At 72.6% G+C, this 23,233-nt stretch carries 21 protein-coding genes; 13 read left to right on the top strand and 8 right to left on the bottom strand.

Going from position 1 to position 23,233, the window contains the following annotated elements:
• The first annotated feature begins 58 nt into the window (after nt 1–58).
• The 7 genes from ACZ7MX_RS19210 to ACZ7MX_RS19180 all read left to right on the top strand — a co-directional run bounded on the left by ACZ7MX_RS19210 (nt 59) and on the right by ACZ7MX_RS19180 (nt 7,104).
• A complete protein-coding gene (locus ACZ7MX_RS19210; protein ID WP_472133609.1) occupies nt 59–1,162 on the top strand; it encodes an NADH:flavin oxidoreductase/NADH oxidase in 1,104 nt (367 codons plus the stop codon).
• Between the two features lie 179 nt (nt 1,163–1,341).
• A complete protein-coding gene (locus ACZ7MX_RS19205; protein ID WP_472133606.1) occupies nt 1,342–2,427 on the top strand; it encodes a WD40/YVTN/BNR-like repeat-containing protein in 1,086 nt (361 codons plus the stop codon).
• 168 nt (nt 2,428–2,595) lie between these two features.
• Complete coding sequence (locus ACZ7MX_RS19200; protein WP_472133604.1) at nt 2,596–3,273, top strand: uracil-DNA glycosylase; 678 nt, start codon at nt 2,596–2,598, stop codon at nt 3,271–3,273.
• A gap of 23 nt (nt 3,274–3,296) precedes the next feature.
• The gene (locus ACZ7MX_RS19195; RefSeq protein WP_472133602.1) at nt 3,297–4,418 is read left to right on the top strand and encodes an LURP-one-related family protein; all 1,122 of its coding nucleotides are present in this window, start codon (nt 3,297–3,299) and stop codon (nt 4,416–4,418) included.
• A complete protein-coding gene (locus ACZ7MX_RS19190) occupies nt 4,411–5,415 on the top strand; it encodes an N-acetylglucosamine kinase (RefSeq protein ID WP_472133600.1) in 1,005 nt (334 codons plus the stop codon). The genes ACZ7MX_RS19195 and ACZ7MX_RS19190 overlap by 8 nt, the downstream gene beginning before the upstream one ends.
• A 93-nt stretch (nt 5,416–5,508) precedes the next feature.
• Complete coding sequence (locus tag ACZ7MX_RS19185; RefSeq protein ID WP_472133598.1) at nt 5,509–6,465, top strand: sirohydrochlorin chelatase; 957 nt, start codon at nt 5,509–5,511, stop codon at nt 6,463–6,465.
• Between the two features lie 297 nt (nt 6,466–6,762).
• Nucleotides 6,763–7,104, top strand: coding sequence for a nuclear transport factor 2 family protein (locus tag ACZ7MX_RS19180; RefSeq protein ID WP_472133596.1), 342 nt, complete (start codon nt 6,763–6,765; stop codon nt 7,102–7,104).
• Between the two features lie 15 nt (nt 7,105–7,119).
• Here ACZ7MX_RS19180 and ACZ7MX_RS19175 read toward each other — a convergent pair whose 3' ends face one another.
• Both ACZ7MX_RS19175 and ACZ7MX_RS19170 read right to left on the bottom strand, forming a co-directional pair.
• Nucleotides 7,120–8,208 (bottom strand): lactonase family protein, encoded by a 1,089-nt coding sequence (locus ACZ7MX_RS19175; protein WP_472133594.1) that lies wholly within the window; start codon nt 8,206–8,208, stop codon nt 7,120–7,122.
• Nucleotides 8,209–8,372: 164 nt separating this feature from the next.
• Nucleotides 8,373–9,878 carry an FUSC family protein gene (locus tag ACZ7MX_RS19170; RefSeq protein ID WP_472133592.1) on the bottom strand — a complete coding sequence of 502 codons (1,506 nt, stop codon included), beginning with the start codon at nt 9,876–9,878 and terminating at the stop codon, nt 8,373–8,375.
• A gap of 327 nt (nt 9,879–10,205) precedes the next feature.
• Here ACZ7MX_RS19170 and ACZ7MX_RS19165 point away from each other — a divergent pair, with 327 nt between their 5' ends.
• A complete protein-coding gene (locus ACZ7MX_RS19165) occupies nt 10,206–10,685 on the top strand; it encodes an Lrp/AsnC family transcriptional regulator (RefSeq protein ID WP_030416418.1) in 480 nt (159 codons plus the stop codon).
• 109 nt (nt 10,686–10,794) lie between these two features.
• A complete protein-coding gene (locus ACZ7MX_RS19160; protein ID WP_472133590.1) occupies nt 10,795–11,529 on the top strand; it encodes an HAD family hydrolase in 735 nt (244 codons plus the stop codon).
• A gap of 75 nt (nt 11,530–11,604) precedes the next feature.
• On the opposite strand, the gene ACZ7MX_RS19155 is transcribed toward ACZ7MX_RS19160, so the two are convergent.
• Together ACZ7MX_RS19155 and ACZ7MX_RS19150 are read right to left on the bottom strand one after the other, a co-directional pair.
• Nucleotides 11,605–12,684, bottom strand: a complete 1,080-nt coding sequence (locus ACZ7MX_RS19155) for a sugar ABC transporter substrate-binding protein (protein WP_472133588.1) — start codon at nt 12,682–12,684, stop codon at nt 11,605–11,607.
• A gap of 430 nt (nt 12,685–13,114) precedes the next feature.
• Nucleotides 13,115–14,410, bottom strand: a complete 1,296-nt coding sequence (locus ACZ7MX_RS19150; protein WP_472133586.1) for a PucR family transcriptional regulator — start codon at nt 14,408–14,410, stop codon at nt 13,115–13,117.
• Between the two features lie 175 nt (nt 14,411–14,585).
• Between ACZ7MX_RS19150 and ACZ7MX_RS19145 the strand changes: the two genes are divergently transcribed.
• From ACZ7MX_RS19145 to grpE, 4 genes are all read left to right on the top strand, one after another.
• Nucleotides 14,586–15,755 carry a lactate 2-monooxygenase gene (locus ACZ7MX_RS19145; protein WP_472133584.1) on the top strand — a complete coding sequence of 390 codons (1,170 nt, stop codon included), beginning with the start codon at nt 14,586–14,588 and terminating at the stop codon, nt 15,753–15,755.
• Between the two features lie 110 nt (nt 15,756–15,865).
• Nucleotides 15,866–16,846, top strand: a complete 981-nt coding sequence (locus ACZ7MX_RS19140) for a 2-hydroxyacid dehydrogenase (protein WP_472133582.1) — start codon at nt 15,866–15,868, stop codon at nt 16,844–16,846.
• A 765-nt stretch (nt 16,847–17,611) separates the two neighbouring features.
• The gene (gene dnaK, locus ACZ7MX_RS19135) at nt 17,612–19,495 is read left to right on the top strand and encodes a molecular chaperone DnaK (RefSeq protein WP_472133580.1); all 1,884 of its coding nucleotides are present in this window, start codon (nt 17,612–17,614) and stop codon (nt 19,493–19,495) included.
• On the top strand, nt 19,492–20,184 hold the full coding sequence (grpE, locus tag ACZ7MX_RS19130; RefSeq protein ID WP_472133578.1) for a nucleotide exchange factor GrpE: 693 nt from the start codon (nt 19,492–19,494) through the stop codon (nt 20,182–20,184). The genes dnaK and grpE overlap by 4 nt, the downstream gene beginning before the upstream one ends.
• Here grpE and ACZ7MX_RS19125 read toward each other — a convergent pair.
• The 4 genes from ACZ7MX_RS19125 to ACZ7MX_RS19110 all read right to left on the bottom strand — a co-directional run bounded on the left by ACZ7MX_RS19125 (nt 20,141) and on the right by ACZ7MX_RS19110 (nt 23,203).
• On the bottom strand, nt 20,141–21,274 hold the full coding sequence (locus tag ACZ7MX_RS19125; RefSeq protein ID WP_472133576.1) for a PP2C family protein-serine/threonine phosphatase: 1,134 nt from the start codon (nt 21,272–21,274) through the stop codon (nt 20,141–20,143). The genes grpE and ACZ7MX_RS19125 overlap by 44 nt on opposite strands.
• Before the next feature lie 122 nt (nt 21,275–21,396).
• On the bottom strand, nt 21,397–21,603 hold the full coding sequence (locus ACZ7MX_RS19120; RefSeq protein ID WP_107052853.1) for a hypothetical protein: 207 nt from the start codon (nt 21,601–21,603) through the stop codon (nt 21,397–21,399).
• 493 nt (nt 21,604–22,096) lie between these two features.
• Nucleotides 22,097–22,363: an acylphosphatase gene (locus ACZ7MX_RS19115; RefSeq protein WP_388959810.1), complete on the bottom strand. Its 267-nt coding sequence runs from the start codon at nt 22,361–22,363 to the stop codon at nt 22,097–22,099.
• Between the two features lie 33 nt (nt 22,364–22,396).
• Nucleotides 22,397–23,203 (bottom strand): DUF72 domain-containing protein, encoded by an 807-nt coding sequence (locus ACZ7MX_RS19110; protein WP_472133574.1) that lies wholly within the window; start codon nt 23,201–23,203, stop codon nt 22,397–22,399.
• Nucleotides 23,204–23,233: the final 30 nt, after the last annotated feature.

Below are 23,233 nucleotides of genomic sequence, written 5' to 3'. Positions count from 1 at the left end.
AGCACGGAGCCGGTCCGGCTCCCGTCCTTCCCGGCACACCCAGGCACAGGAGCCCGCCGTGAGCGCACTGTTCGAGCCCCTCACCCTTCGCTCGCTGACCATCCCGAACCGCCTCTGGATGGCGCCCATGTGCCAGTACTCCGCGGCTCCCGAGGGCCCCGGGGAAGGGGCGCCCAACGACTGGCACTTCCAGCACCTGGCCGCGCGGGCGACCGGCGGCACCGGGCTGATCCTCACGGAGGCGACCGCGGTGCGCCCCGACGGCCGGATCAGCCCGTACGACCTCGGACTGTGGAACGACACCCAGACCGCGGCCTTCCGGCGCATCACCGCCTTCCTCAAGGCCCAGGGCACCACCCCCGGAATCCAGATCGCGCACGCCGGACGGAAGGCGTCCACCGAGCGCACCTGGGTCAACCGCGGCGGTCCGATCCTGCCCGGCCAGCGGCTCGGCTGGGAGCCGGTGGGGCCGAGCCCGCTGCCGTTCGACGAGGGGTTCGCCACGCCGGCGGAACTGTCCGTGGCGCAGATCCACGAACTGGTCGGGCAGTTCGGGGCGACCGCGCGCCGGGCCCTGGCGGCCGGCTTCGAGGTGGCCGAGATCCACGGGGCGCACGGCTACCTGATCAACCAGTTCCTCTCGCCGTTCACCAACCGGCGCACCGACGCCTACGGCGGCTCGTACGAGAACCGGACGCGGTTCGCGCTGGAGGTCGTGGACGCCGTGCGGGCCGAGTGGCCCGACGAGCTGCCGGTCTTCTTCCGGATCTCGGCGACCGACTGGCTCACCGAGGACGCGAGCGACGACCGCACGGGCTGGACCGCCGACGACACCGTGCGCTTCGCCCGGGACCTCCAGGAACACGGCGTCGACCTGCTGGACACCTCCACCGGCGGCAACGCCCCGGACGCCAGGATCACCGCCGGTCCGGGCTACCAGGTGCCGTTCGCCGAGCGCGTCAAGAAGGAGACCGGCCTGGCGGTGGGCACGGTCGGGCTGATCACCGAGGCGCGGCAGGCCGAGAAGATCATCGCGGCCGGCCAGGCGGACGCCGTGCTGCTCGGCCGGGAGCTGCTGCGCTCCCCCAGCTTCGCGCAGCACGCGGCGCGGGAGCTGGGCGCCGAGGTCCGGGCGCCGCAGGCGTACCACCGCGCCGTCTGAGCCGGCCCGGCGCCTCGCGGGACGGTGTCCGGCAGGCCGTCGGTCACCGTCGGGGACGGCCGTGCGGCGCGCCGTCGCATGCCGTCCGACCTGCGCGCATGCGTTCCGGGACGCCGTTGTCAGTGGTCGGGTGCAGACTTGCCACCATCTGAGACAACGGCGTCCCGGAGGTTCGGGTCATGACTGACGTACTACTCGCGGTGGGCACCCGCAAAGGGCTCTTCATCGGCCGGCGACGGCGCGGCGCATGGGAGGTGAGCGGTCCGCATTTTCCCTCGCAGGCGGTCTATTCCCTCGGGATCGACACCCGCCGTGCGACACCCCGGCTGCTGGCCGGTGCCGATAGCGCCCACTGGGGCCCGTCGGTGTTCCACTCCGACGATCTGGGCGAGAGCTGGCAGGAGCCCGCCCGCCCCGCGGTCAAGTACCCGAGCGACACCGGGACTTCGCTGGAGCGGGTGTGGCAGCTGCATCCGGCGGGCCCGGCCGCCCCGGACGTGGTGTATGCGGGCACCGAGCCCGGCGGGCTGTTCCGCTCCGAGGACTGCGGCGAGACCTTCGAGCTGGTCCGGGCGCTGTGGGAGCACCCGAGCCGCGAGCAGTGGGTACCGGGCGGCGGCGGGCTGGCGGTCCACACGGTGATCACCGACCCGCGGGACCCCGCCGCGGTCACCGTCGCGGTCTCCACGGCCGGGGTGTTCCGCACCCTGGACGGCGGCGCCGGCTGGGCGCCGTCCAACAAGGGCGTCAAGGCGGTCTTCCTGCCTGACCAGCATCCGGAGTTCGGCCAGTGCGTCCACAAGATCGCCCAGGACCCGGTCGACCGTGACCGGCTCTATCTGCAGAACCACTGGGGCGTCTACCGCAGCGACGACGCGGGCGCGCGGTGGACGGACATCGGCGCCGGCCTGCCCTCCGACTTCGGCTTCGCGGTGGCCGCGCATCCGCACCGCGGCGATGTCGCCTACCTCTTCCCCATCACGGCCGACATCGACCGGGTGCCCGCGGAGCACCGCTGCCGGGTCTACCGCACGTCCGACGCCGGCCGCAGCTGGGAGGCACTGAGCCACGGCCTCCCCGAGGAGGACCACTACGGCACGGTGCTGCGCGACGCCCTCTCCGTCGACGACGCCGACCCCGCGGGGGTGTATTTCGGCAATCGCAACGGCGAGGTGTACGCCAGCGCGGACGACGGCGACAGCTGGCAGCAGCTCGCCTCCCATCTGCCGGACGTGCTGTGCGTCCGGGCGGCGGCGGTGGCCTGAGCAGGAGGGAAAGCAGGTGACGCGTCGTGCGGGCAAGAAGGCGGAACGGCCCGGCAGCGTACGGTGGTTGGGCCGCTCCAGGTGGGGCCCGTGCGCGTCCGGCCGGGCCCGGTTCGTCGAGGGACGGCGAATTGAAGGGGAAGGCGCTTCGGCCAGTAGGGTGACCCCGTGGCTGCACGACCTCTTGAAGACATCGTCGAACCCGGCTGGGCCAAAGCGCTGGAGCCCGTCGCCGACCGGATCGCCGCGATGGGCGACTTCCTGCGGGCGGAGATCGCCCAGGGACGTACCTATCTGCCGGCCGGCAACAACGTGCTGCGCGCCTTCCAGCAGCCGTTCGACGAGGTGCGGGTGCTCATCGTCGGACAGGACCCCTACCCCACCCCGGGGCATGCGGTCGGGCTCAGCTTCTCGGTGGCGCCGGACGTCCGTCCGCTGCCCGGGAGCCTGGAGAACATCTTCCGCGAGCTGCACTCGGACCTCGGCCTCCCCCGGCCGTCGAACGGCGATCTGACGCCCTGGACGCGGCAGGGTGTCCTGCTGCTGAACAGAGCGCTGACGACCGCGCCGCGCAAGCCCGCCGCGCACCGCGGCAAGGGCTGGGAAGAGGTCACCGAGCAGGCGATCCGCGCGCTGGTGGCCCGCGGCCGTCCGCTGGTGTCGGTCCTGTGGGGGCGCGACGCGCGGAATCTGCGGCCGCTGCTGGGCGACCTGCCGGCCGTCGAGTCCGCGCACCCGTCCCCGATGTCCGCGGACCGGGGCTTCTTCGGCTCCCGGCCGTTCAGCCGGGCGAACGACCTGTTGGTCCGGCAGGGCGCGGAGCCCGTCGACTGGAGGCTGCCCTGACGCCGGGCGATAGTGTGCCGGGCATGACGAATGCGAACATCCCTGCGGGTTGGTACCCCGACCCGCAGGGCACCCCCCACCAACTCCGCTGGTGGGACGGGTCCCAGTGGACGGCGCACACCCACCCGGGACAACAGCCGGCCGCCCCGGACCGGACCGCGCAGCCCGGCCCCCAGCAGCCGCAGCAGCAGTACGCGCCGGCCCAGCAGGCCGCCGGGCAGCAGCCCCAGCCGGCCGCCCAGCAGCCCGCGCAGCACCAGCCCGCGCAGCAGCAGATGGCTCCGCAGCAGGCGCCGCAGCAGTCCGTGCCGGGCCACTCGCCGTACCCCGGCCAGCCGCAGGGCGGCGCCCCGTACGGGCACCCCGGCCACGGCCCGCAGGGCCAGGGTCAGCCGATGCCGGGGCAGCCGATGCCCGGGCAGCCGATGCAGCAGCCGTACGGCCAGCAGCCGATGCCCGGACAGCAGCCCGGCCCGTACGCCGGGGCCGGTGTGGCGCAGCAGGTGCAGCAGCAGGCGGGGGTGGCGCCGGCGGGCCAGGGCGGCGGGACGCTGTTCACCGAGCCGGTGCTGGTGGTCAACCAGAAGGCCAAGCTCATCGAGGTCACCAACGAGTACGGCGTCTTCGACCAGCACGGCAACACCCTGGGCGCGGTCGTCCAGGTCGGCCAGAGCACGGCCAAGAAGGTGCTGCGGGTGGTCTCCAGCCTCGACCAGTACATGACCCACAAGCTGGAGATCCGGGACGCCTACGGCCAGCCGCAGTTGGTGCTGACCCGGCCCGCGAAGCTCATCAAGTCCCGGGTCATCGTGGAGCGTCCGGACGGTTCGCCGGTCGGCGAGATCGTCCAGCAGAACGCCATCGGCAAGATCAACTTCGGGCTGATGGTGAACGGCCAGCAGATCGGCGCCATCAAGGCCGAGAACTGGCGGGCCTGGAACTTCGCCATCGTGGACCACGCCGACACCGAGATCGCCCGGATCACCAAGACCTGGGAGGGCCTCGCCAAGACGATGTTCACGACCGCCGACAACTACGTGCTGCAGATCCACCAGCAGCTGCCCGATCCGCTGCTGAGCCTCGTCGTCGCCACGGCCCTCACCGTCGACACCGCCCTCAAGCAGGACGCCCGGGGCCTTGGCTGACGCCTCCGGCGGCCATGTGCTCGGCGTCGACTCGGGCGGGTCGGGGCTGCGGGTCGCGGTGGCCCGCGCCGACGACGCCGCGGCGCGGCCACTGGCCGTCCGTACCTCCCGCGAGCCGGTACGCACCGGCCCCGCCGGCATCGACGCGGACCATCTGCTGTCCCAACTCCTGCCGCTGGCCGGGGAGTTGGCCGAGGAGGTGGGGGCGCGGGAATTCACGGCCGGGTGCGTCGGCGCCGCCGGTATGGCCTCCCTGGGCGACGAGCTGCGCGCCCGGCTGCCCGGCGCGCTGGCCACCGCGTACGGGCTGCGCGGGCTCGTTCTCGCGGCCGACGCCGTGACCGCGTACGCCGGGGCCCTCGGGCAGCGGCCCGGTGCGGTGGTCGCCGCGGGCACCGGCATGATCGCGCTCGGCACCGACCTGACCGAGGAGGCGGGCTGGCGCCGGGCGGACGGCTGGGGCCATCTGCTGGGCGACTGCGGCAGCGGCGCCTGGATCGGCCGGGCCGGGCTGGAGGCCGCACTGCGCGCGTACGACGGCCGGCCCGGGGGTTCGGCCGCCCTCCTGGCGCGTGCGGAGGCGGTGTTCGGCCCGGTCGCCGGGCTGCCCGGGGCGGTCTACCCGCGCCCCGACCGGCCCGCCGTGCTGGCCTCGTTCGCGCCCGAGGTCGGCCGGTGCGCCGCGGCGGACGACGCGGTGGCGCGGGGCATCCTGGACGCCGCGGCCGGCCATCTCGCCGATGCCGCGGCCGCCGTCTGCCCGCCGGGCGCCGGCCGCGCGGTGGCCTGCACCGGCGGTCTTTTCGGCCTCGGCGAACCGCTGCTGGCCCCGCTGCGCACCGCGCTCGCCGAGCGGCTGCCCCACACCCCGCTGATGCCCGCCGCCGGGACCCCGCTCGACGGGTCGCTGATCCTCGCCGCGGCGCTCGCCGGCGACCGGCTGAAACTCCCCACCGATGGGAAGTTGTTGCAGATCACACGGCCTGCGCCGGGGTAGCGCGACCAACGCGCGGGATAAATCGGGACGGATACCTCGGCACCGAACCCTCCCTCCGCGGACGGGGGGTCCGAGGCATTAGCATGCGGCGCCATGAGTTCCCCCACTGGGCCCGCACCTGGCTCGCCCCATTTTGACGCCGCACCCCCGAGCCCGGGAGGCGCACCCGGCCTGCCCGTACGCATGCCGCGCGCCCGGCAGTCCGGCCGCCACCGCAGGCCGGAGCCGCTCGCCGCACCCGAGGGCGCACCCGCCCTGGTGCTGGCCGTGCCCGGCGCCCCCTCCCCCGCCGCGCGCAGCCTGGCGGAGGAGGTCTCCAGCATCGCCCGCTCCGAACTGCCCGGTCTGGACGCCCGGATCGGCTACGTCGACGGCGGCGACGACGAGTTCCCGTCGCTCGAAGCGGTGCTGGCGCAGGCCGCCGCCGAGCGCAGGGCCCGGGAGAGCGCCGACGGCCAGGAAGACCCCGGTCCGGTCGCGGTGGTCGTCCCGCTGCTGGCCGGCCCGGACAGCGCGCTGCTGCGCCGGATACGCCAGGCGATGATGAACAGCGGCTCGGGCGCCGAGCTGACCGACGTCCTCGGCCCGCACCCGCTGCTCGCCGAGGCGCTGCACGTCCGGCTCTCCGAGGCCGGTCTGGCGCGCGCCGACCGGGCCCGGCTGTTCACGGTCGCGACGGCCGCGGACGGCATCATCCTCGCCACCGTCGGCGGCGAGGAGGCCGTGCAGGCCGCCGGGATCACCGGCATGCTGCTGTCCGCCCGGCTCGCGGTGCCGGTGCTGGCCGCCGCGCTGGACGAGGAGGGCGCCATCTCCCGTACGGCCGAGCAGCTGCGCGAGTCCGGTTCGCAGCAGCTGGCGCTGGCTCCGTACCTGATCGGCCCGGAGATCGCCGACGGCCTTGTGGGGGCGGCCGCGGCGGAGGCGGGCTGCGCGGCGGCCGAGTCCCTGGGCGCGTACGGCGCGGTGGGCCGGCTGGTGCTCTCCAACTACGCGGCATCGGTGGGCATCACCCTCCCGACGCAGACCCCGGGGGTCCCGGTCCGCTAGGAAACCGCACGTCCGAACGCAACCACCGGCATCCGTACCGGCGAAGGGCCGTCCCCGCACGCTCCGTGCGGGGACGGCCCTTCGCCCTTTCCAGGGGGGACGGCATGCTTCCCGGGCGGGCGGCACGCTTCCTGGGCGGAAGGCGGCGGTCCGGTTCATGTCGTGAACGGTGCAGACGGCCGTCAGACGGCTCGGGAGCCCGGCGGGCGCGGCAGGATGCCCCGGGGAGCCGTACGCTCGCGAGAGGACCGCACACGGCCCCTCCGGCGGCCGCTCACCCGTACGCGAAGGAAGCCCATGTCGAACATCGACATCGTCCGAGCCGGTTTCGCCGCCTACCTCGCTCAGGACCGCGACGCCATCGACCGGCTGCTCGCCGACGACTTCGTCTTCACCAGCCCCCAGGACGACCACATCGACCGGGCCACCTTCCTGGAGGTGTGCTTCCCGACGGCGGACCGGCTGCGCCACCAGGAGATCCTGGACACGGTCGAGATCGACGACGAACAGGTCTACGTCCGCTACGAGTACGAGCTGACCACCGGTGAGCGCCACCGCAACGTCGAGGTGCAGACGGTGCGGAACTGCCGGATCACGGAGGCGCAGGTCTATTTCGGCGGCCGCTTCCCGCGGGAGTGAGGCTCTGGTCACCCGTCAGACGAACACGACGCAGGAGGCCGCCGGCGCCTCGATCGCGCCGCCCCGCTCCGGGACCCCGCTGACCGGGTCGACGGTGAACCAGGTGACGTCGCCGGAGCGCTCGTTGGCCACGTAGAGGTGCCGGCCGTCGGGGTGCAGGGCCAGGGCGCGCGGCCAGTGGCCGCCGCAGGGCACGGTGGTGACCAGGGTCGCCGCGCCGCCCGTCGGGTGGAGGGCGAGCACGGAGAGGCTGTCGTGGCCCCGGTTGGCGGCCCAGGCGAACCGTCCGTCCGGAGAGACGACCAGTCCGGAGGGGTACGTTCCGGCCGTCGCCACCCCGTCCGGCAGCAGCCGGCACTCCCCCAGCGGCGTCAGGGCCCCGCGCGCCCCGTCCCACCGGCAGACCGTCACCGCGGGGTCGAGTTCGTGGATGACGTAGACGTGGTGGCCGTGGGGGTGGAAGGCGAGGTGGCGCGGGCCGCTGCCGGGCCGGAGCGGCACCTCGTCGTGCACGGCCGGCGCCCCGCCGGCAGGGTCGGCGAACGCGCAGATCCGCACGGAGTCGGTGCCCAGATCGACGCTGAGCAGCCACCGCCCGCCCGGCGCGGAGGCGACGGCATGCGCGTGCGGCCCCTCCTGGCGGTCGGCCTGCGGTCCGCTGCCGTGGTGGGCGAGCACTCCGGCGGTGGCGCCGAGCGAACCGTCCTCGCCCACCGGGAGCGCACTGACGCTGCCGGAGCTGTAGTTGGCGGTGACCAGACGGCCCGCCATCAGGGTGAGATGGGTCGGATCGGCGCCGCCGACGGGGACGGCGGGGCCGAGCAGTTCGGGCCCGCCGGGCGTGAGGAGGAAGGCGGCCGCGGCCCCGTCGGTGGTCTCGCTGACCGCGTACAGCCACCGGCCGCCGGGGTCCGGCACCAGATAGGAGGGGTTCGGGAGGGCGTCGGTGGAGTGCAGCACGGTGAGCGCCCCCGTCTCCGGGTCGACCGCCGCGGTGGTGATCCCGCGCCCGCCGTTCGCGGTGAACGACCCGATGTACGCCCGCCGCCCCGGCACCGCCCGCTGTGCCGTGGCGCCCACTTCGTCCGCCGCCCCGTCCCTCACTGCTCCGCCCTTCGCCCACCGGCCCGTTCCGCACCGGGACGCTGCCCGCACCCGGCCTACGTATCCCTTACCGCGGGGAACGGCGGACACACCAGTACGGAGACCACCGGTACAGAGGCCGCCGGTCACGCACGGCCGGTACGGACGCCACCGTTACGGGACGGTCAGGCGCCGGCGAGCGGGGAGGGCCGGTTGCTGCGCAACGGAGCAGCCAGGTCGGACAGGGCGCGTTCCAGGCCGTGGAGGTGGGCGAGTGCGGGCCCGGGTGCCGTGAACTCGGGGGCCGTCCCGGTCTCGGTGGCGGTGCGGGCCCGGCCCGGTGTGGTGAGGGCCTCCACGGCGGCCTCCACCCGCCAGCACGCGGCGGCCAGCCGGTCGTCGTGCGACGCCTCCGGGTCCGCGGCGATCGAGGCGAGCCCGCGGACCTCCCGGGCGCAGTCGTCGAGCAGCGCCAGCACCCGGCGCGCCTTCTCCTTGCGGCCGCGCAGCGGGCTCAGCGGGTGTACGAGCGGGGCGAGGGAGAGCCGGACCCGGCCGAGCAGCAGTTCCAGTTCGGCGATCCGCGGGGTGGGGTCGGCGGTCTTCGAGCCGGCGAGCCGGGCGGCGGCCTCGGTGGCGCAGGCGTGCACACAGCGCAGGGCGCGCTCGATCCAGGCGTCCGTGGTGGCGTGCGTGGTCACCGGCAGGACGAACAGGACGGCCAGCGCCGCGCCGAGCGCGCCGACGCCCGTCTCGGTGAGGCGCAGGGCGAGCAGGTCCGGGGTCAGGACGCCGAGGAGCCCGTAGAGCAGGCCGGCCATCACCGTCACCGCGAACATCATCCAGGTGTACGACACCGGGGCGGTGTAGAAGATCCCGAAGACGCACAGGGCGATCAGGGCCACGGAGGGGACCGCGGCGCCGTGCAGCGGGAGGGCCACGACCGTTCCGGCGGCGATGCCGAGGACGGTGCCGAGGACCCGTCGGAAGCCGCGGACCAGGGTCTCGCCCCGGGAGGCGGTGTTCACGAAGATCCACCAGGTGGCGCCGACGGCCCAGTACCAGCGCTGGTCGGAGAGCACCTGGCCCGCCAGGAGGGCGAAGCCTCCGCCGAGGGTCGCCTGGATCGCCTGGCGGGTGGTCGTACGGGCCAGTCCCGTCCCGGTCGGCGGTGCGGGCGCGGCGGCCGGCGGCAGCTTCCGCTCGTAGCACCAGAGCCCGAACCGGACGGCCGAGGACACCGCGATCGACAGGGCGACGGCGCCGTAGAGCTCGACGAGCTGGCCGGGCACCGTGTGCAGGAACTGCGTCGCGAAGAACATCATGAACGCGAACACCCCGAGGGCGTGGCCGCGCGGCCCCCAGCGGCGGGCGTAGACGCCCAGGCCCATGACCGCGAGGAAGGCCGCGTCCCGGGCCGGTGGGAGGTCGTGCAGCCCCGCGGCGACCGCGAGCACGGGGAAGCCGACGGCGGGCAGCAGGAGGGTGGTGACGGCCTGGCCGCGGACCGTGGTGTCGGTGACGGTGAAGAGGGCCAGCAGTGCGGCGAGCCCGCCGGTGACGGCGGCGACCAGGGAATGCCCGGCCAGGCCGCAGACGGCGACCGCCAGGCCGATGCCGAGGACGGCCCGGACGGCGCTGCGCAACCGCAGCCACCCCGGGTCCGGAGCCACGAACATCCTCTTCAGCACTGCTTCCCCACCCTTCGACGGTCCGGCATGACAAAGGCGCCGCGGGATCCGCAGCGCCATCGACCGCACCATCAGAGCATCTCTCCGGCGAATGGCTCAACAGGGGCCGAAATCGCTGTGCCATTGGCCCAGACGGTGGCGGTCATTCCGGTTCGGAGGAGGTCCAATGGCCACGCCGCGCGGGGCGGCGCACGGGATGTCCACGCTGGCCGGTGCCCTGCCGGGGCGGGGCGCCGGCCCGGCTGCCGGTTCGCCCCGACGGCCCCGGGGCTGGGCCATTGGTACATTCACCGGCAGAGTCCGCCGACCGTGAGGAGGCCGTGGACCGTGCCCGTGGACGCCCTGGACGCCAAGATCCTCCGGCTGCTGCTGGAGCAGCCGCGCACCAGCGTGCGGGAGTACGCCCGGCTGCTCGGCGTGGCCCGGGGCACCGTGCAGGCGCGGCTGGACCGGCTGGAGCGGGACGGGGTGATCACGGCGTACGGGCCGCGGCTGTCGCCCGCCGCGCTCGGCCATCCGCTGCTCGCCTTCGTGCACATCGAGGTCACCCAGGGCCACCTGGAGGAGGTGGCCGACGCCCTCGCGGAGGTGCCGCAGATCATCGAGGCGTTCTCGACGACCGGCGGCGGAGATCTGCTCACCCGGGTGGTGGCCCGGGACGCGGCGCATCTGGAGGACGTGATCCAGCGGCTGATCAGCCTGCCGGGGGTGGTCCGTACGCGGACCGAGATGGCGCTGCGCGAGCGGGTGCCGCACCGGATGCTGCCGTTGGTCGAGGACGTGGGCGGGGCCGCACGGCGGCGATGAGCCGGGACGGGCGGTGAGCCGGGACGGCGATGAACTGGTTCGGCGGCGGCGGTGAACCGACCCGGCGCTCGGCGGTCCGGGCCGGGGGCGTCTTGGCATGCTGGAGGGCATGAGCGCCTCCCCCGCCTCCCCGGTCACGCCCACCCCGGTGATCTTCGATCTCGACGGCACGCTGGTGGACAGCGAGCCGAACTACTACGAGGCGGGACGCCGGCTGCTGGCCGACTACGGCGTACCGGACTTCAGCTGGGAGCAGCACGCCCGCTTCATCGGCATCGGGACGCGGGAGACGCTGGAGATCCTCAGCGCGGAGTTCGGGATCGACGCGCCCGTTGACGAGCTGCTCGCGGGCAAGAACCGGCTCTATCTGGAGCTGGCGCGGGCGCACACCGAGGTCTTTCCGGAGATGCGCCGCTTGGTCCGGCGGCTGTCGGCGGCCGGGCATCCGATGGCGGTGGCGTCCGGTTCCTCGCGGGCCGCGATCGAGGCGGTGCTGGTGGGGACGGGTCTCGACGGGCTGCTGCCGACGGTCGTGTCGGCGGAGGAGGTGGCGCGCGGCAAGCCGGAACCCGATGTGTTCCTGGAGGCGGCGCGCCGGCTGGGGGTCGCGCCCGCCGAGTGTGTGGTGCTGGAGGACGCGGCGCCCGGTGCGCTCGCGGCCACCCGGGCCGGGATGCGGTGCATCGCGGTCCCGTACGTACGCGGCACGGCCGACGACCCGGGCTTCGCGGGCGCCGGGCTGCTGTTCCGGGGCGGCCAGCGGGACTTCACCGCACGGGCCGCGTACGCGTGGCTGGGGCGGGCGGCGGAGCAGCCGGTGGGAGAAGCCGCGTGGCCGTCCTGACGGTCCGCCGGACGGCCATGCTCCGGGCCGCCGGCGCGGAGCATGGCCGTCCCGGTCATCCGGGCTGCGGCGGGGTCACTCCAGGCCGAGCGACTTGCAGGCCGAGTCGATGTCGGCGCAGAGCAGATCGACCCGGACCACGCCGTCGCGGACGACGGTGTCCTTCACATTCTTCCGGTCGACGAGCTGCGCCTTGAACAGCCGGGCCGGAATGCCCGCCTTGCTGCTGCTGGTCACGACGGTGGAGGTCAGTGAGTTGATCTTCTTGCCGCGGAGCAGCCGGAACGCGATTTCTGCGGCCGTTTCGGCTTCCGGCCGTACTTCCTTGTAAATGGTGAAGGACTGGGTGCCGGCGACCACGCGCTGGAGGGCGGGGAGTTCGGCATCCTGGCCACCGAGCGGAATGTTCTTGAGGCCCGCCGACTTGAGTGCCTCGGCGATACCGCCGGCCATACCGTCGTTGGCGGAGTAGACCGCGTCGAATCCCTGCGCGCCGCGCGCCTTGATGACGTCGGACATCTTCTTCTTGGCGGTCACCGCGGACCAGTCGGGGATGTCCTTCTCATAAACGATCTTGTGGATCTTGCCGTCGAGGACGTCATGCGCGCCCTTCTTGTAGGCCGGCGCATTCGGGTCGGTCGGCGAGCCGTTCATCATGACGATGTCGGAGTTGGCCGCCTGCGACCCGAGAGCGTCGAGAATGCCCTGCCCCTGGAGCCGGCCGATCTTCTCGTTGTCGTAGGAGACGTACGCCGCGACGTCACCCTCGGCGAGCCGGTCGTAGGCGATGACCTTGACGCCCTTCTTGGCGGCCGCGTCCACCCAGCTCTTGGCCGCCTGGGAGTCGACCGGGTCAAGGATGATGACCTTGACACCCTTCTTCACCAGAGCGTCGAACTGCCTTTTCTGGGTGCTGACTTGCTGCTCGGCGTTGCTGTAATCCACTTTGCATTCGAGGCAGAGGGAGGCCACCCGCGACGTAATGATGCGGCGGTCGAACTTCTCGTAACGGTCCGCCTTGTTCTCCGGGAGGAGCAGACCGATGGAGTCCTTGCCGGCACCCGCGTCCTGGTGATCTTGACCGCAGGCCGCCAATGGCGCCGCAAGAGAAAGCGCCATTGCACCGGTGAGCGCACGCCGCATTATTGCATTCATTTTTTTCGGTACCTCCCACTGGGGCCGCCTGACCCGGCCCAGAACGGCTGAAGTGAACGACACCACCTGCCCGATCGTCAAGAATCGAACCAATAACGATGCGAAAGCGGAGTGCGCATTGAGACCCCGAAGGAAGAAGGAGTCCGGACACGCGGAGTGAACTCTCCACCCCTATCGGACCGCCAGATCTTCAACCCACCTGCGCCGGGCCGGAGTTAGCTGATCACTCTGAGTGAGCATCAACTTCGCTGTTATGTACACCGACCCGCCGACTCATCCCCTTTTTCCCGCGGACCACACATGGCGAGCTATCGGCGCAAAAGGTCCGTTTAGCGAGAGACACGCTTTCCTGGCGGCTTTCGTTCCTTGCTTCCCCTATTTCTGAGTGGTCGCCTTTCACGCCGAAAGGGGAGGCCCACCCGATAGGTGGTCAGTGGCCGATGGTGCGTGCGATGTCCAGGGTGAGCCGCTGCCACGGGTCGCGGGGGTCGCGTCCGGTGAGGTCCCCGATGCGGCGCAGGCGGTAGCGCAACGACTGCGGGTGGAGGCCCAGCCTGCGGGCGGCGGCATTCGCGGAGCCGGTGTCGAGGTAGGCGGTGAGCGCGTCCAGGAGGTGCCGCCGGCCGGGGTGCAGCAGCGGACCGAGCACCAGCCGGGCGATCTGGTCGGGCGTGGTGGCGGGGCGGCCGGCGAGCAGTGCGAGGACCTGGGCGTCCCCGTCGGTGAGGAGGCGTGAGGGGTGGTGGGCGTGCGCGGGGGCGGTGTCCAGGGCGTCGGCCGCGAGGCGGTGGGCCACGGCGATCCGCTCCAGGCTCTCCCCGGAGATCGCGCAGCCGCGCAGCGCCCGCTCGCGCAGCGCCGCGGGCACGGCCCCTTCGGCGCCGGCCGGGAGCAGCAGGACGAGGCGGGATCCCCGTACCGTCGCCAGCGCGGTGACCTCGGGCGGCCCCGCGCCCCCGTGACCGGTCAGGTCCGCGAGCAGTTCGTCCGCCGGCTCCCCCGGGACGGCCGGCCCGGGGCCCACGCCGGCCGGTGCCAACGGCACGGAGGCCCGGCCCGGTTGGCCCGGCCGGCCCGGTTCGGCCGGTTCCACCAGTTCGACCGGCTCAACCGGTTCAGTCGACTCATCCGGTTCGGTCGACTGAACCGGTTCGGCCACCAGCAGGCAATAGGGGTCCGGGAGCTGTACGCCCAGGCGGTTGGCGCGGCCGGTCAGGGCGCCGGTGGAGGCGTGCCGACCGGCGATCAGGTCGTCGAGGAGCAGCCGCAGCGCCCGGTCGCGGTCCCCCGCGAGGTCCTCGTTCGCGGCCGCGTAGGTCCCCGCCATCTCTTCGGCCAGGGTGTCCAGCGCGGTCAGCAGCATCCGGGTGAGGGCGAAGGCGTCCTCGGCGGTGGGCCGGGGCGTGCAGCGGGCGATCTCGTCCGCGATGACGGTCGCCGCGACCCGGTAGGCCCGCAGGACGGCCTGCACGGGGCGGCCGTCGGCGGCCCGGGCCGCCGCGATGCCGCGGAACCGGCGCAGATCGGCCGGCGCCAGCACACCGTCCGTCGCCCACAGGTGCAGCAGCCGGTCCAGGGCCCAGCCGGCGATCGCCCGCACCTCCGGCAGCCGGCGGTCGTCGAGCGCCGCGTACGCCGGGACCTGCGCGTGCACCGCGTCCACGACGGCGTCGACGACACGGGGACTGGCGGTCAGCTCCTGCCGGATCCGCTCGCGGTCGTTCATCACAGGGTGATAGTCGCAGCGGAAGAATGTGCGCACCACCGTGGACGGATCTTGTCACTGTCGCCAGGATCGCGGGGACGGGCCGACGGACCCGCGGTCGCGTCCCCCGCGCGCTCGCACCGGATCCGTGGGCCCCAGGGAGACGCGAGAAGCGCACGAGAGACGGGACGGCCGGATGGCGAAGCACTGGGCGGACTTCCAGTACGAGATCTATCTCCACGGCATGACGGGCGCGGTACCCCGGCTGCCGACCGATCTGACCCGGCTGGAGGAGCTCACCGAACAGCGGCTGGGCCCCGGCCCGGTCGGCTATGTGGCGGGCAGTGCGGGCAGCGGCAGCACCGCGGCCGCCAACCGGGCCGCCCTCGACCGCCGGCAGATCGTCCCGCGGATGCTCCGCGACGTGCAGGAACGCGACCTGTCCGTCGAGGTGTGGGGCCGCCGGCTGCCGGCGCCGATGGCGCTCGCCCCGGTCGGGGTGCTGTCGATCCTGCATCCGGACGCCGAGCCCGCCGCCGCCCGGGCCGCCGCGGCGCACGGCGTCCCGTACATCCTCTCCTCCGCCTCCAGCACCCCCATGGAGCAGGTCGCGGAGGCGATGGGCGACGGGGAACGGTGGTTCCAGCTGTACTGGGCGAAGGACCGCGAGGTCACCAGGAGCTTCCTGCAACGGGCGAAGGCGGCGGGTTTCACCGCGCTGTTCGTCACCCTCGACACCCCGCTCCTCGCCTGGCGGCCGCGCGACCTCGACCAGGCGTACCTGCCGTTCCTGCACGGGGTGGGCACCGCCAACTACTTCTCCGACCCCGCGTTCCGGGCGGGGCTCGCCAAGCCGGTCCACGAGGACCCGAACGCGGCCGTGAGGCACTTCGTCGGAATGTTCGCCGACCCCGGCAAGACCTGGCCCGACCTGGCGTTCCTACGGGAGAACTGGGACGGCCCGATCGTGCTCAAGGGCATCCTGCATCCGGACGACGCGCTGCGGGCGGCCGAGGCCGGCATGGACGGCGTGGTCGTCTCGAACCACGGCGGCCGTCAGGTGGCGGGCTCGGTCGCCGCCGCGGACGCGTTGCCCCGCGTCGTCGAGGCGGCCGGCGACCGGCTCACGGTGCTCTTCGACAGCGGTATCCGCACCGGCGACGACATCGTCAAGGCGCTGGCGCTCGGCGCGGAATCGGTGCTGGTCGGACGCCCGTACGCCTACGGTCTCGGCCTCGACGGCCAGGCCGGCGTCGAGCACGTGATCCGCTGCCTGCTCGCCGAGTTCGACCTCACCCTCGCGCTGTCCGGGCACGCCCGCCCCGGCACGCTGACCGCCGACGACCTCACCACGGCGTCCTCGTAACCACCGCGTCCACGCAGCCGTGGCGTCCGGCGTGCCCCGTGCCGACGCCCCCACCACACCTTCCGCACGACCACCGCGGCGCACACCGCGCCCGAACCGAGAGGCCCGCCATGAAGAACGTCCTCGCCGTCATCTCCCCGCACGTGGGCGGCCGCGCCGCCGGCGCCGCGCTGGCCGGCGTCTTTCCCGGTCAGGCCCGGGTCACCGTCGTCGAGAGCACCGACGAGGACCCCGCGGCGCTGGCCGCGGCGCACGTCATCATCACCGGCCTCGGCCCCGTGACCGCCGAACACCTTGCTGCGGCACCGGAGTTGGAGCTGGTCCAGTGCGCCAGCCACGGCTTCGACTACGTCGATCTGGACGCCGCGCGCGAGAGGCGCGTGGCGGTCTGCAACATCGGCTCCAGCGGCGCCGAGAAGCAGAACGTGGCCGAGCAGACCTTCGCCCTGATGCTCGCGCTCGCCAAGCAGCTGGTCCCCGCCCATACGGCGCTCACCCAGGCGGACTGGGCACTGCCGCGTCTACAGCAATCGATCACCGAGCTGTCCGGGAAGACCCTCGGCATCATCGGCCTCGGCCACATCGGCGCGGAGGTGGCGCGGCGCGCCGTCGCATTCGACATGAGCATCGTCTACGCCGGGCCGCGGCCGGTCGACCCGGAAACCGCGGCCCGGCTCGGCGGGGCCCGCCATGTGGACCTGGACGAGCTGCTCCGCACGTCGGACTACGTGAGCCTGCACGCCCCGCTCACCGAGGCGACCCGGCACCTCCTGGACGCCGAGCGGCTGGCCCTCCTCAAGCCGACCGCCTTCGTCATCAACACCGCACGCGGTGCCCTGATCGACCAGGACGCCCTCGCGGACGCGCTGGCCGCCGGGACCCTCGCCGGCGCCGGCATCGACGTCTTCGACCCCGAACCGCCCACCGCGGCCCTCCGGCTCCTCAAGGCCCCGAACGTCGTCCTCTCCCCCCACGTCGCGGGCGTCACCCGCGAAACACTGGTCCGCATCGCCCTGGCGGCCGTCCAGAACGTCCTCACCCATCTGGAGGGCCACGCCTTGCGGGACGTGGTCGGTCTTCCTCCCACGTAGCCGTTTCGCTGCGCTTTGCGGTGCCTCCGCTTTGCGGTGCCTCCCACGTAGCCGTCTGTCCCGCCGCGGGTCGTCTCGCCGTTGCGCTTTGCGGCGCCGCCTACGTGGCTGTCTGCGGCGCCGCGGGTGTTTCTCGCCGTTGCGCCTGCGGCGGGCTGGGTGGGTGTTGGGTGCGGTGACGGACCTCCGGGGCCGGGGTGTGGGACTGCTGACGCTTTACGTCCCACACCCCGGCCCCTCCGGCCCGTCCCCTCCCGTAAGGGGTAGGAATGCGGTGCGTGGGGGTGGACGTTGAGGCATGCAAGGGGGTCTGGGTACCCGTAGGGGATGGTCGAACAGAACCCGTAAGGGTCGCGAGGGCCCCCTGCGGGGCCACAACCCAGTGGGCGGGGCGAGGCATTCCCAAGACCACATGACACCAGGTGCGCGGGCAACGACGCGCGCCCCCACGCACCCGCACACTCCCCCAACGGGAGGGGACGGGCCGGAGGGGCCTTGTTCGTGGACGTAAAGCGCCAGCAGTCCACGAACAAGGCCCCGCAGGCCAGTCACCGCACCCACCACAAACCCAGCCCGCCGCAGGCGCAACGGCGAGACGACCCGCGACGGGAAAGACGGGTACGTGCGGCGCGCCGCAAAGCGCAACGGCGAGCAACCCCGACGGCGGGAAAGACGGGTACGTGGGAGGCCAGCAAAGCGCAGCGAAACGGCAATATGGGACAATTGCCGCGGCGAGCGCCCGGGCCGATAGGTGAGGAGAAGACCATGGCACGTGCAGTGGGTATCGACCTCGGTACGACGAACTCGGTGGTCAGCGTGCTGGAGGGCGGCGAGCCCACGGTGATCACCAACGCCGAGGGGGCTCGCACGACCCCGTCGGTGGTGGGGTTCGCCAAGGGCGGTGAGGTGCTGGTCGGGGAGATCGCCAAGCGGCAGGCCGTGACCAACATCGACCGCACCGCGCGGTCGGTCAAGCGTCACATGGGCGAGTCGGACTGGCGCTTCCCCGCCAGCGGCGACATCGACGGCAAGCGGTACACCGCCCAGGAGATCTCCGCGCGGGTGCTGCAGAAGCTCAAGCGCGATGCCGAGGACTACCTCGGAGAGGACGTGACGGACGCCGTCGTCACCGTTCCGGCCTATTTCAACGACGCGCAGCGCACCGCCACGAAGGAGGCCGGGGAGATCGCCGGCCTGCGGGTGCTGCGGATCGTCAACGAGCCGACCGCCGCGGCGCTGGCGTACGGCCTGGACAAGGAGAACGACCAGACGATCCTGGTCTTCGACCTCGGCGGTGGCACGTTCGACGTCTCGCTGCTGGAGATCGGCGAGGGCGTGGTCGAGGTCAAGGCCACCAACGGCGACACCCATCTGGGTGGGGACGACTGGGACCAGCGGATCGTCGACTACCTGGCCAAGCAGTTCAAGAACGCGTACGGCATCGACCTGTCGAACGACAAGATGGCCACCCAGCGGCTGCGGGAGGCCGCGGAGAAGGCGAAGATCGAGCTGTCGGCGGCCACCGAGACGACGGTCAACCTGCCGTATCTGAGCGCCTCGGCGGAGGGCCCGCTGCACCTGGACGAGAAGCTGACCCGCTCGCAGTTCCAGCAGCTGACCGCGGACCTCCTGGAGCGCTGCAAGACGCCGTTCCACAACGCGGTGAAGGACGCCGGGATCAAGCTCTCGGACATCAACCACGTGATCCTGGTCGGCGGTTCGACCCGGATGCCCGCCGTGACCGAGCTGGTCAAGGAGCTCACCGGCAAGGACCCGCACAAGGGCGTCAACCCGGACGAGGTCGTGGCGGTGGGGGCCGCCCTGCAGGCCGGTGTCCTCAAGGGCGAGGTCAAGGACGTTCTGCTCCTCGACGTCACCCCGCTGTCCCTGGGCATCGAGACCAAGGGCGGCATCATGACCAAGCTCATCGAGCGGAACACGACGATCCCGACCAAGCGCTCGGAGATCTTCACGACCGCCGAGGACAACCAGGCGTCCGTGCAGATCCAGGTCTACCAGGGCGAGCGCGAGATCGCGGCGTACAACAAGAAGCTCGGGATGTTCCAGCTCACCGGCCTGCCGCCGGCCCCGCGCGGGGTGCCGCAGATCGAGGTGTCCTTCGACATCGACGCCAACGGCATCATGCACGTGACCGCGAAGGACCTGGGCACGGGCAAGGAGCAGAAGATGACCGTCACCGGCGGCTCCTCGCTGCCGAAGGACGACATCGACCAGATGGTGCGCGACGCCGAACGGCACGCCGAGGAGGACCGGCAGCGCCGCGAGGCCGCGGAGACCCGCAACCAGGGCGAGCAGCTCGTCTACCAGACCGAGAAGTTCCTCAAGGACAACGAGGACAAGGTCCCCGGTGAGATCAAGACCGAGGTCGAGACCGCCGTCGGTGAGCTGAAGGAGAAGCTCAAGGGCCAGGACACCGCGGAGATCCGCAGCGCCGTCGAGAAGGTCGCGGCCGTCTCCCAGAAGCTCGGCCAGGCCATGTACGCCGACGCCCAGGCCGCGCAGGCCGCCGCGGGTGGCACCACAGCCGCCGGGGGCGGCGCGGGTGAGCAGGGCAAGTCCGACGCCGCCGACGACGTCGTGGATGCCGAGATCGTCGACGACGACAAGCGGGAGGGAGGCACGCCATGAGCCGCCCGACCCGGCTCCGCGGCACGTCCCGGCCGCCGCTGGCCATCGTCGGAAGCGGCGCGGACCGGCCGGAGCCCGGACGGCGCGGGCAGCAGGCCGGCTCCGGGAGCGAGGCCGGTTCCCCGTCGTCCCGTACCGAGCGGACCGACCGGGACACCGGTCCCCCGCCGTCCCGCGTGTCCGAAGAGGCCGGTACGTCCCCCCAGGAGGCCGTGCTCCGCGCCGAGCTGCGGCAGCGCACCGCCGAACTGCAGGAGCGCACGGCCGATCTGCAGCGCCTGAAGGCCGAGTACGACAACTACCGCAAGCGGGTGCACCGGGACCGGCTGGCGGTCGGTGAGATCGCCGTGGTCAATGTGCTGGGCCGGCTGCTTCCGGTGCTCGACGCCGTCGAGGAGGCGGCCGGGCAGGGCGAGGTCACGGGTGGCTTCGGGCGGGTCGCCCGGGCGCTGGTGGCCGAACTGACCTCGCTGGGCCTGATCTCCTTCGGCAGCGTGGGTGATGCCTTCGATCCGGAGATCCACGAGGCCGTCACCTTCACGGCGATGAGCCGTCCCGAAAGCCCCTCGGGTGCCGTGTGCACCGCGGTGCTCCGGCAGGGTTACCGCGTCGGTGACCATCTGCTCCGTCCCGCGCAGGTGTCGGTCACGGGTGATCCGCCCGCGGCTCCGGCCCGTCCGTCCTGGTGAGGGCGATGAGGGCGACGTCGTCGCTGAGGGTTCCGCCGACGTACGCCAGCAGGTCGTCGCGGAGGTGCGCCACCAGCGCGCCCGGGTCCCGGTCGGTGCAGACGGCGACCCGGTCCGTCAGCCGGTAGAACGCGCCGGTCGCGTCCCGGGCCTCGATCACCCCGTCCGTGTACAGCAGGAGCAGATCACCGGGGGCGAAGCCGAAGGTCTCGACCTGGTAGTCGCCCTCCGCGGGGGCGCCGATTCCCAGGGGCAGCGCGGGTTCCCGTACCTCCAGGGGACGGACCTTGCCCTCCCGCAGCAGGAGCGGTGGCGGGTGCCCGCAGTTGACCATCGTGAGGAACGGCTCGTCGTGGTGGACGTCCAGCACGACCGCGGTCACGAAGGACTCGGTGGGCTCGGGATCGGCGGCGGTGAGGTGCGCGGTGTTCCAGTGCACGGAGTTCCCCAGGTGGGCCGCGATGGCCGGCAGGGAGAGGTTGCGGTAGGCGGAGCCCTGGAAGGCGCCGATCAGCACCGCCGCCTCGCCGATGGCGGCCAGTCCCTTGCCGCGGACGTCGCCGACGACCAGCCGGGTGGCTCCCGGGGTGGGCGCCACCGCGTACAGGTCGCCGCCGATCAGCGCCTCGGCGTCGGCGGCGAGGTAGGTGGCGGCGATCCGCAGCGGGCCGAGGCGTTCGGGCAGCGGCCGCATCAGGACCTGCTGCGCCGCGACGGCCACCGACTGCACCTGGCTGAACCGCCGCTGGTGGCGGTCCTGGACGTACCGGAAGACGGTGACGAGCACGGAGATCAGCAGCAGGGCGGCGATTTGCGCCTGGTGATTGGGGGTCATCAGACCGCCGTGCAGCATGCCGACGACGATCTGGGCCGCCACCGCGAGGGCGCCGACCGCTGCGGTGAGGCCGGGTCCGGCGAAGGAGGCGGTGATCGCGGGCGCGGCGACCAGGAACGGGCCGAGGTGGATGCTCGTCGGGGAGTTGATGTCCACCACGGTCACGGCCACGATGATCGCCAGCGGGACGACCAGCAGGCCGGGGCTCCCCCGCCGGAAGCCGGCGGGCGGGTCGGGACCGTGCCGGAGGCGCATAACTCCTCTTTACACCCCTCCCGCCGACCATGCCGGGCAACGGGAGGGACCCCGGGACCGTGGGTCCCGGGGTCCTGGCCGACGCGGTGCCGCGCCGGCCTCCGCAGGTCTGCGGTGACGTCTCAGACGTCGCTGGTCTGCACGGTGGCCAGACCGGCCAGCTGCCCGGTGGGCAGGGAGGGGACGAGCGACTGGGCGGTGCCGACGACGTCGCCGATGGCCACCGAACCACCGTGGCCGGCCACCTCGGCACCGGCGCTGGCGAGACCACCGGAAATGTTGTCCAGCTCGCTGTCGGCAATCTCGCAGGTCTCGACGATGTCACGCATGTACGTGCCCTTCCTTCATTACTCTCAATTTTCCTGGCGGACACCGCGCGCATTCATGCACTCCACATGCAAGAAAAATTGCGCACGGTCCAGCGGCGCGACTTCACCGCCCGATAAACCGGGCCGCGAAGATCAATCTCCCGCACCGGAAGGATGCAATCACGCCAACGAAGCGTCAGGCAACCTGCCACCCATTTTCCTTTCCAGATGTTCACGTTCGCCCTCACAACCCCGCTGAAGTGCAGCTTTGTCAGTCACCGGGTGACGTATCCAACGAACCACGCACCCATGGAAGCAACGTCTCGGCCATTGCGAAAAGACGCCGCACCCCCGGAAAAGGCACCGCACCCGGCCGCGACTGGACATATCTGCATTTACGTTTCGAGGGGGTACACAGGGGCCGGGATGACCAGAGATGTCGGGATGTATGACCCGACGGCACATGCAATTGGCCAGGCCGGACGAAATCGGCACCTTCAGGCGTCCGGGGCGATTACCGGACCTCGAAGCCCGGCAGCCCTTCGGGTTCCTCCTCCGTCACCGACACCGCGTCGACGACCGCCGCGGGCGGCCCCTGGTGCGCCCACTCCACCAGCTTCTGCACACTCTCCGGATCGCCCTCGAAGACGGCCTCCACCGTTCCGTCCCGAACGTTGCGCACCCAGCCGGCCACGCCCCGCGCCTCGGCCGTGCGCCGGCAGGTGTCGCGGAAGAACACCCCCTGCACGGTCCCCGAGACCACCACCCGCCTGCGGATCATCCGTCCTCACCTCGCGTCATGGCTTCCCTCTCGTCACGTCTGCCCCGTCGTCGGGTCTGCTCTCTCGTCAGGTCTGCCCTCGCGCCCGGACGGCGTACGGCTGACCGTGCGCCCGGTGGCCGCCACCGCCCGCGCGAAGACGCTCGCGTCGTGCACGGCCGCGCCGCCCGGGTCGTTGTTGAAGTACGCGTACACGTCGGCCCGGTCCGGCCAGGTGTCGGCGATCCGGCGCGCCCAGGTGGCGAGCGCCTTTCTCCCGTAGCGCGGCCAGGGCGCCGCGCGGCCCTCGTGGAACCGCACGTAGCCCCAGTCGGCGGTCCGCCACAGCGGTGCCACGGGACGGGACCCCCGGTCCGCCCAGCACAGCGCCGCGCCCCGGCGCTCCAGCACCTCCCGGACCTCCTCGGTCCACCACGAGTCGTGCCGGGGCTCGACGGCCACCCGCGTACCGGCCGGGAAGCAGCCGAGGCAGGCGTCCAGCAGCCCGGCGTCCCGCCGCAGCGTGGGCGGCAGCTGGAGCAGTACGGGTCCGAGCCGCGGCCCGAGGGCGGCGGCCCGTGACATCAGCCGGTCCACCGGCTCCTCCGGGGTGCGCAGCCGCTTGATGTGGGTCAGATAGCGGCTCGCCTTGACGGCCATCACGAAGCCGTCCGGGGTCCGGTCCCGCCAGTCGGCGAAGGTCTTCTCCTCGGGCAGCCGGTAGAAGGCCGCGTTGCTCTCGACGGTCGCGAACCCGCGCGCGTACTCCTCCAGCCACAGCCGCTGCGGCCGGTCCGGCGGGTAGAGGACACCGCGCCAGTCCTTGTACTGCCAGCCGGAGGTTCCGAGGAGGACGGTCATGTCCGGATGCCTGCCCGCTGGTGCGCGCGC

This window comes from Streptomyces sp. NPDC107765 (genome assembly GCF_055657085.1).
Note: the sequence above shows the minus strand (reverse complement) of the source record. Positions and strands in the feature narration are given on the sequence as shown.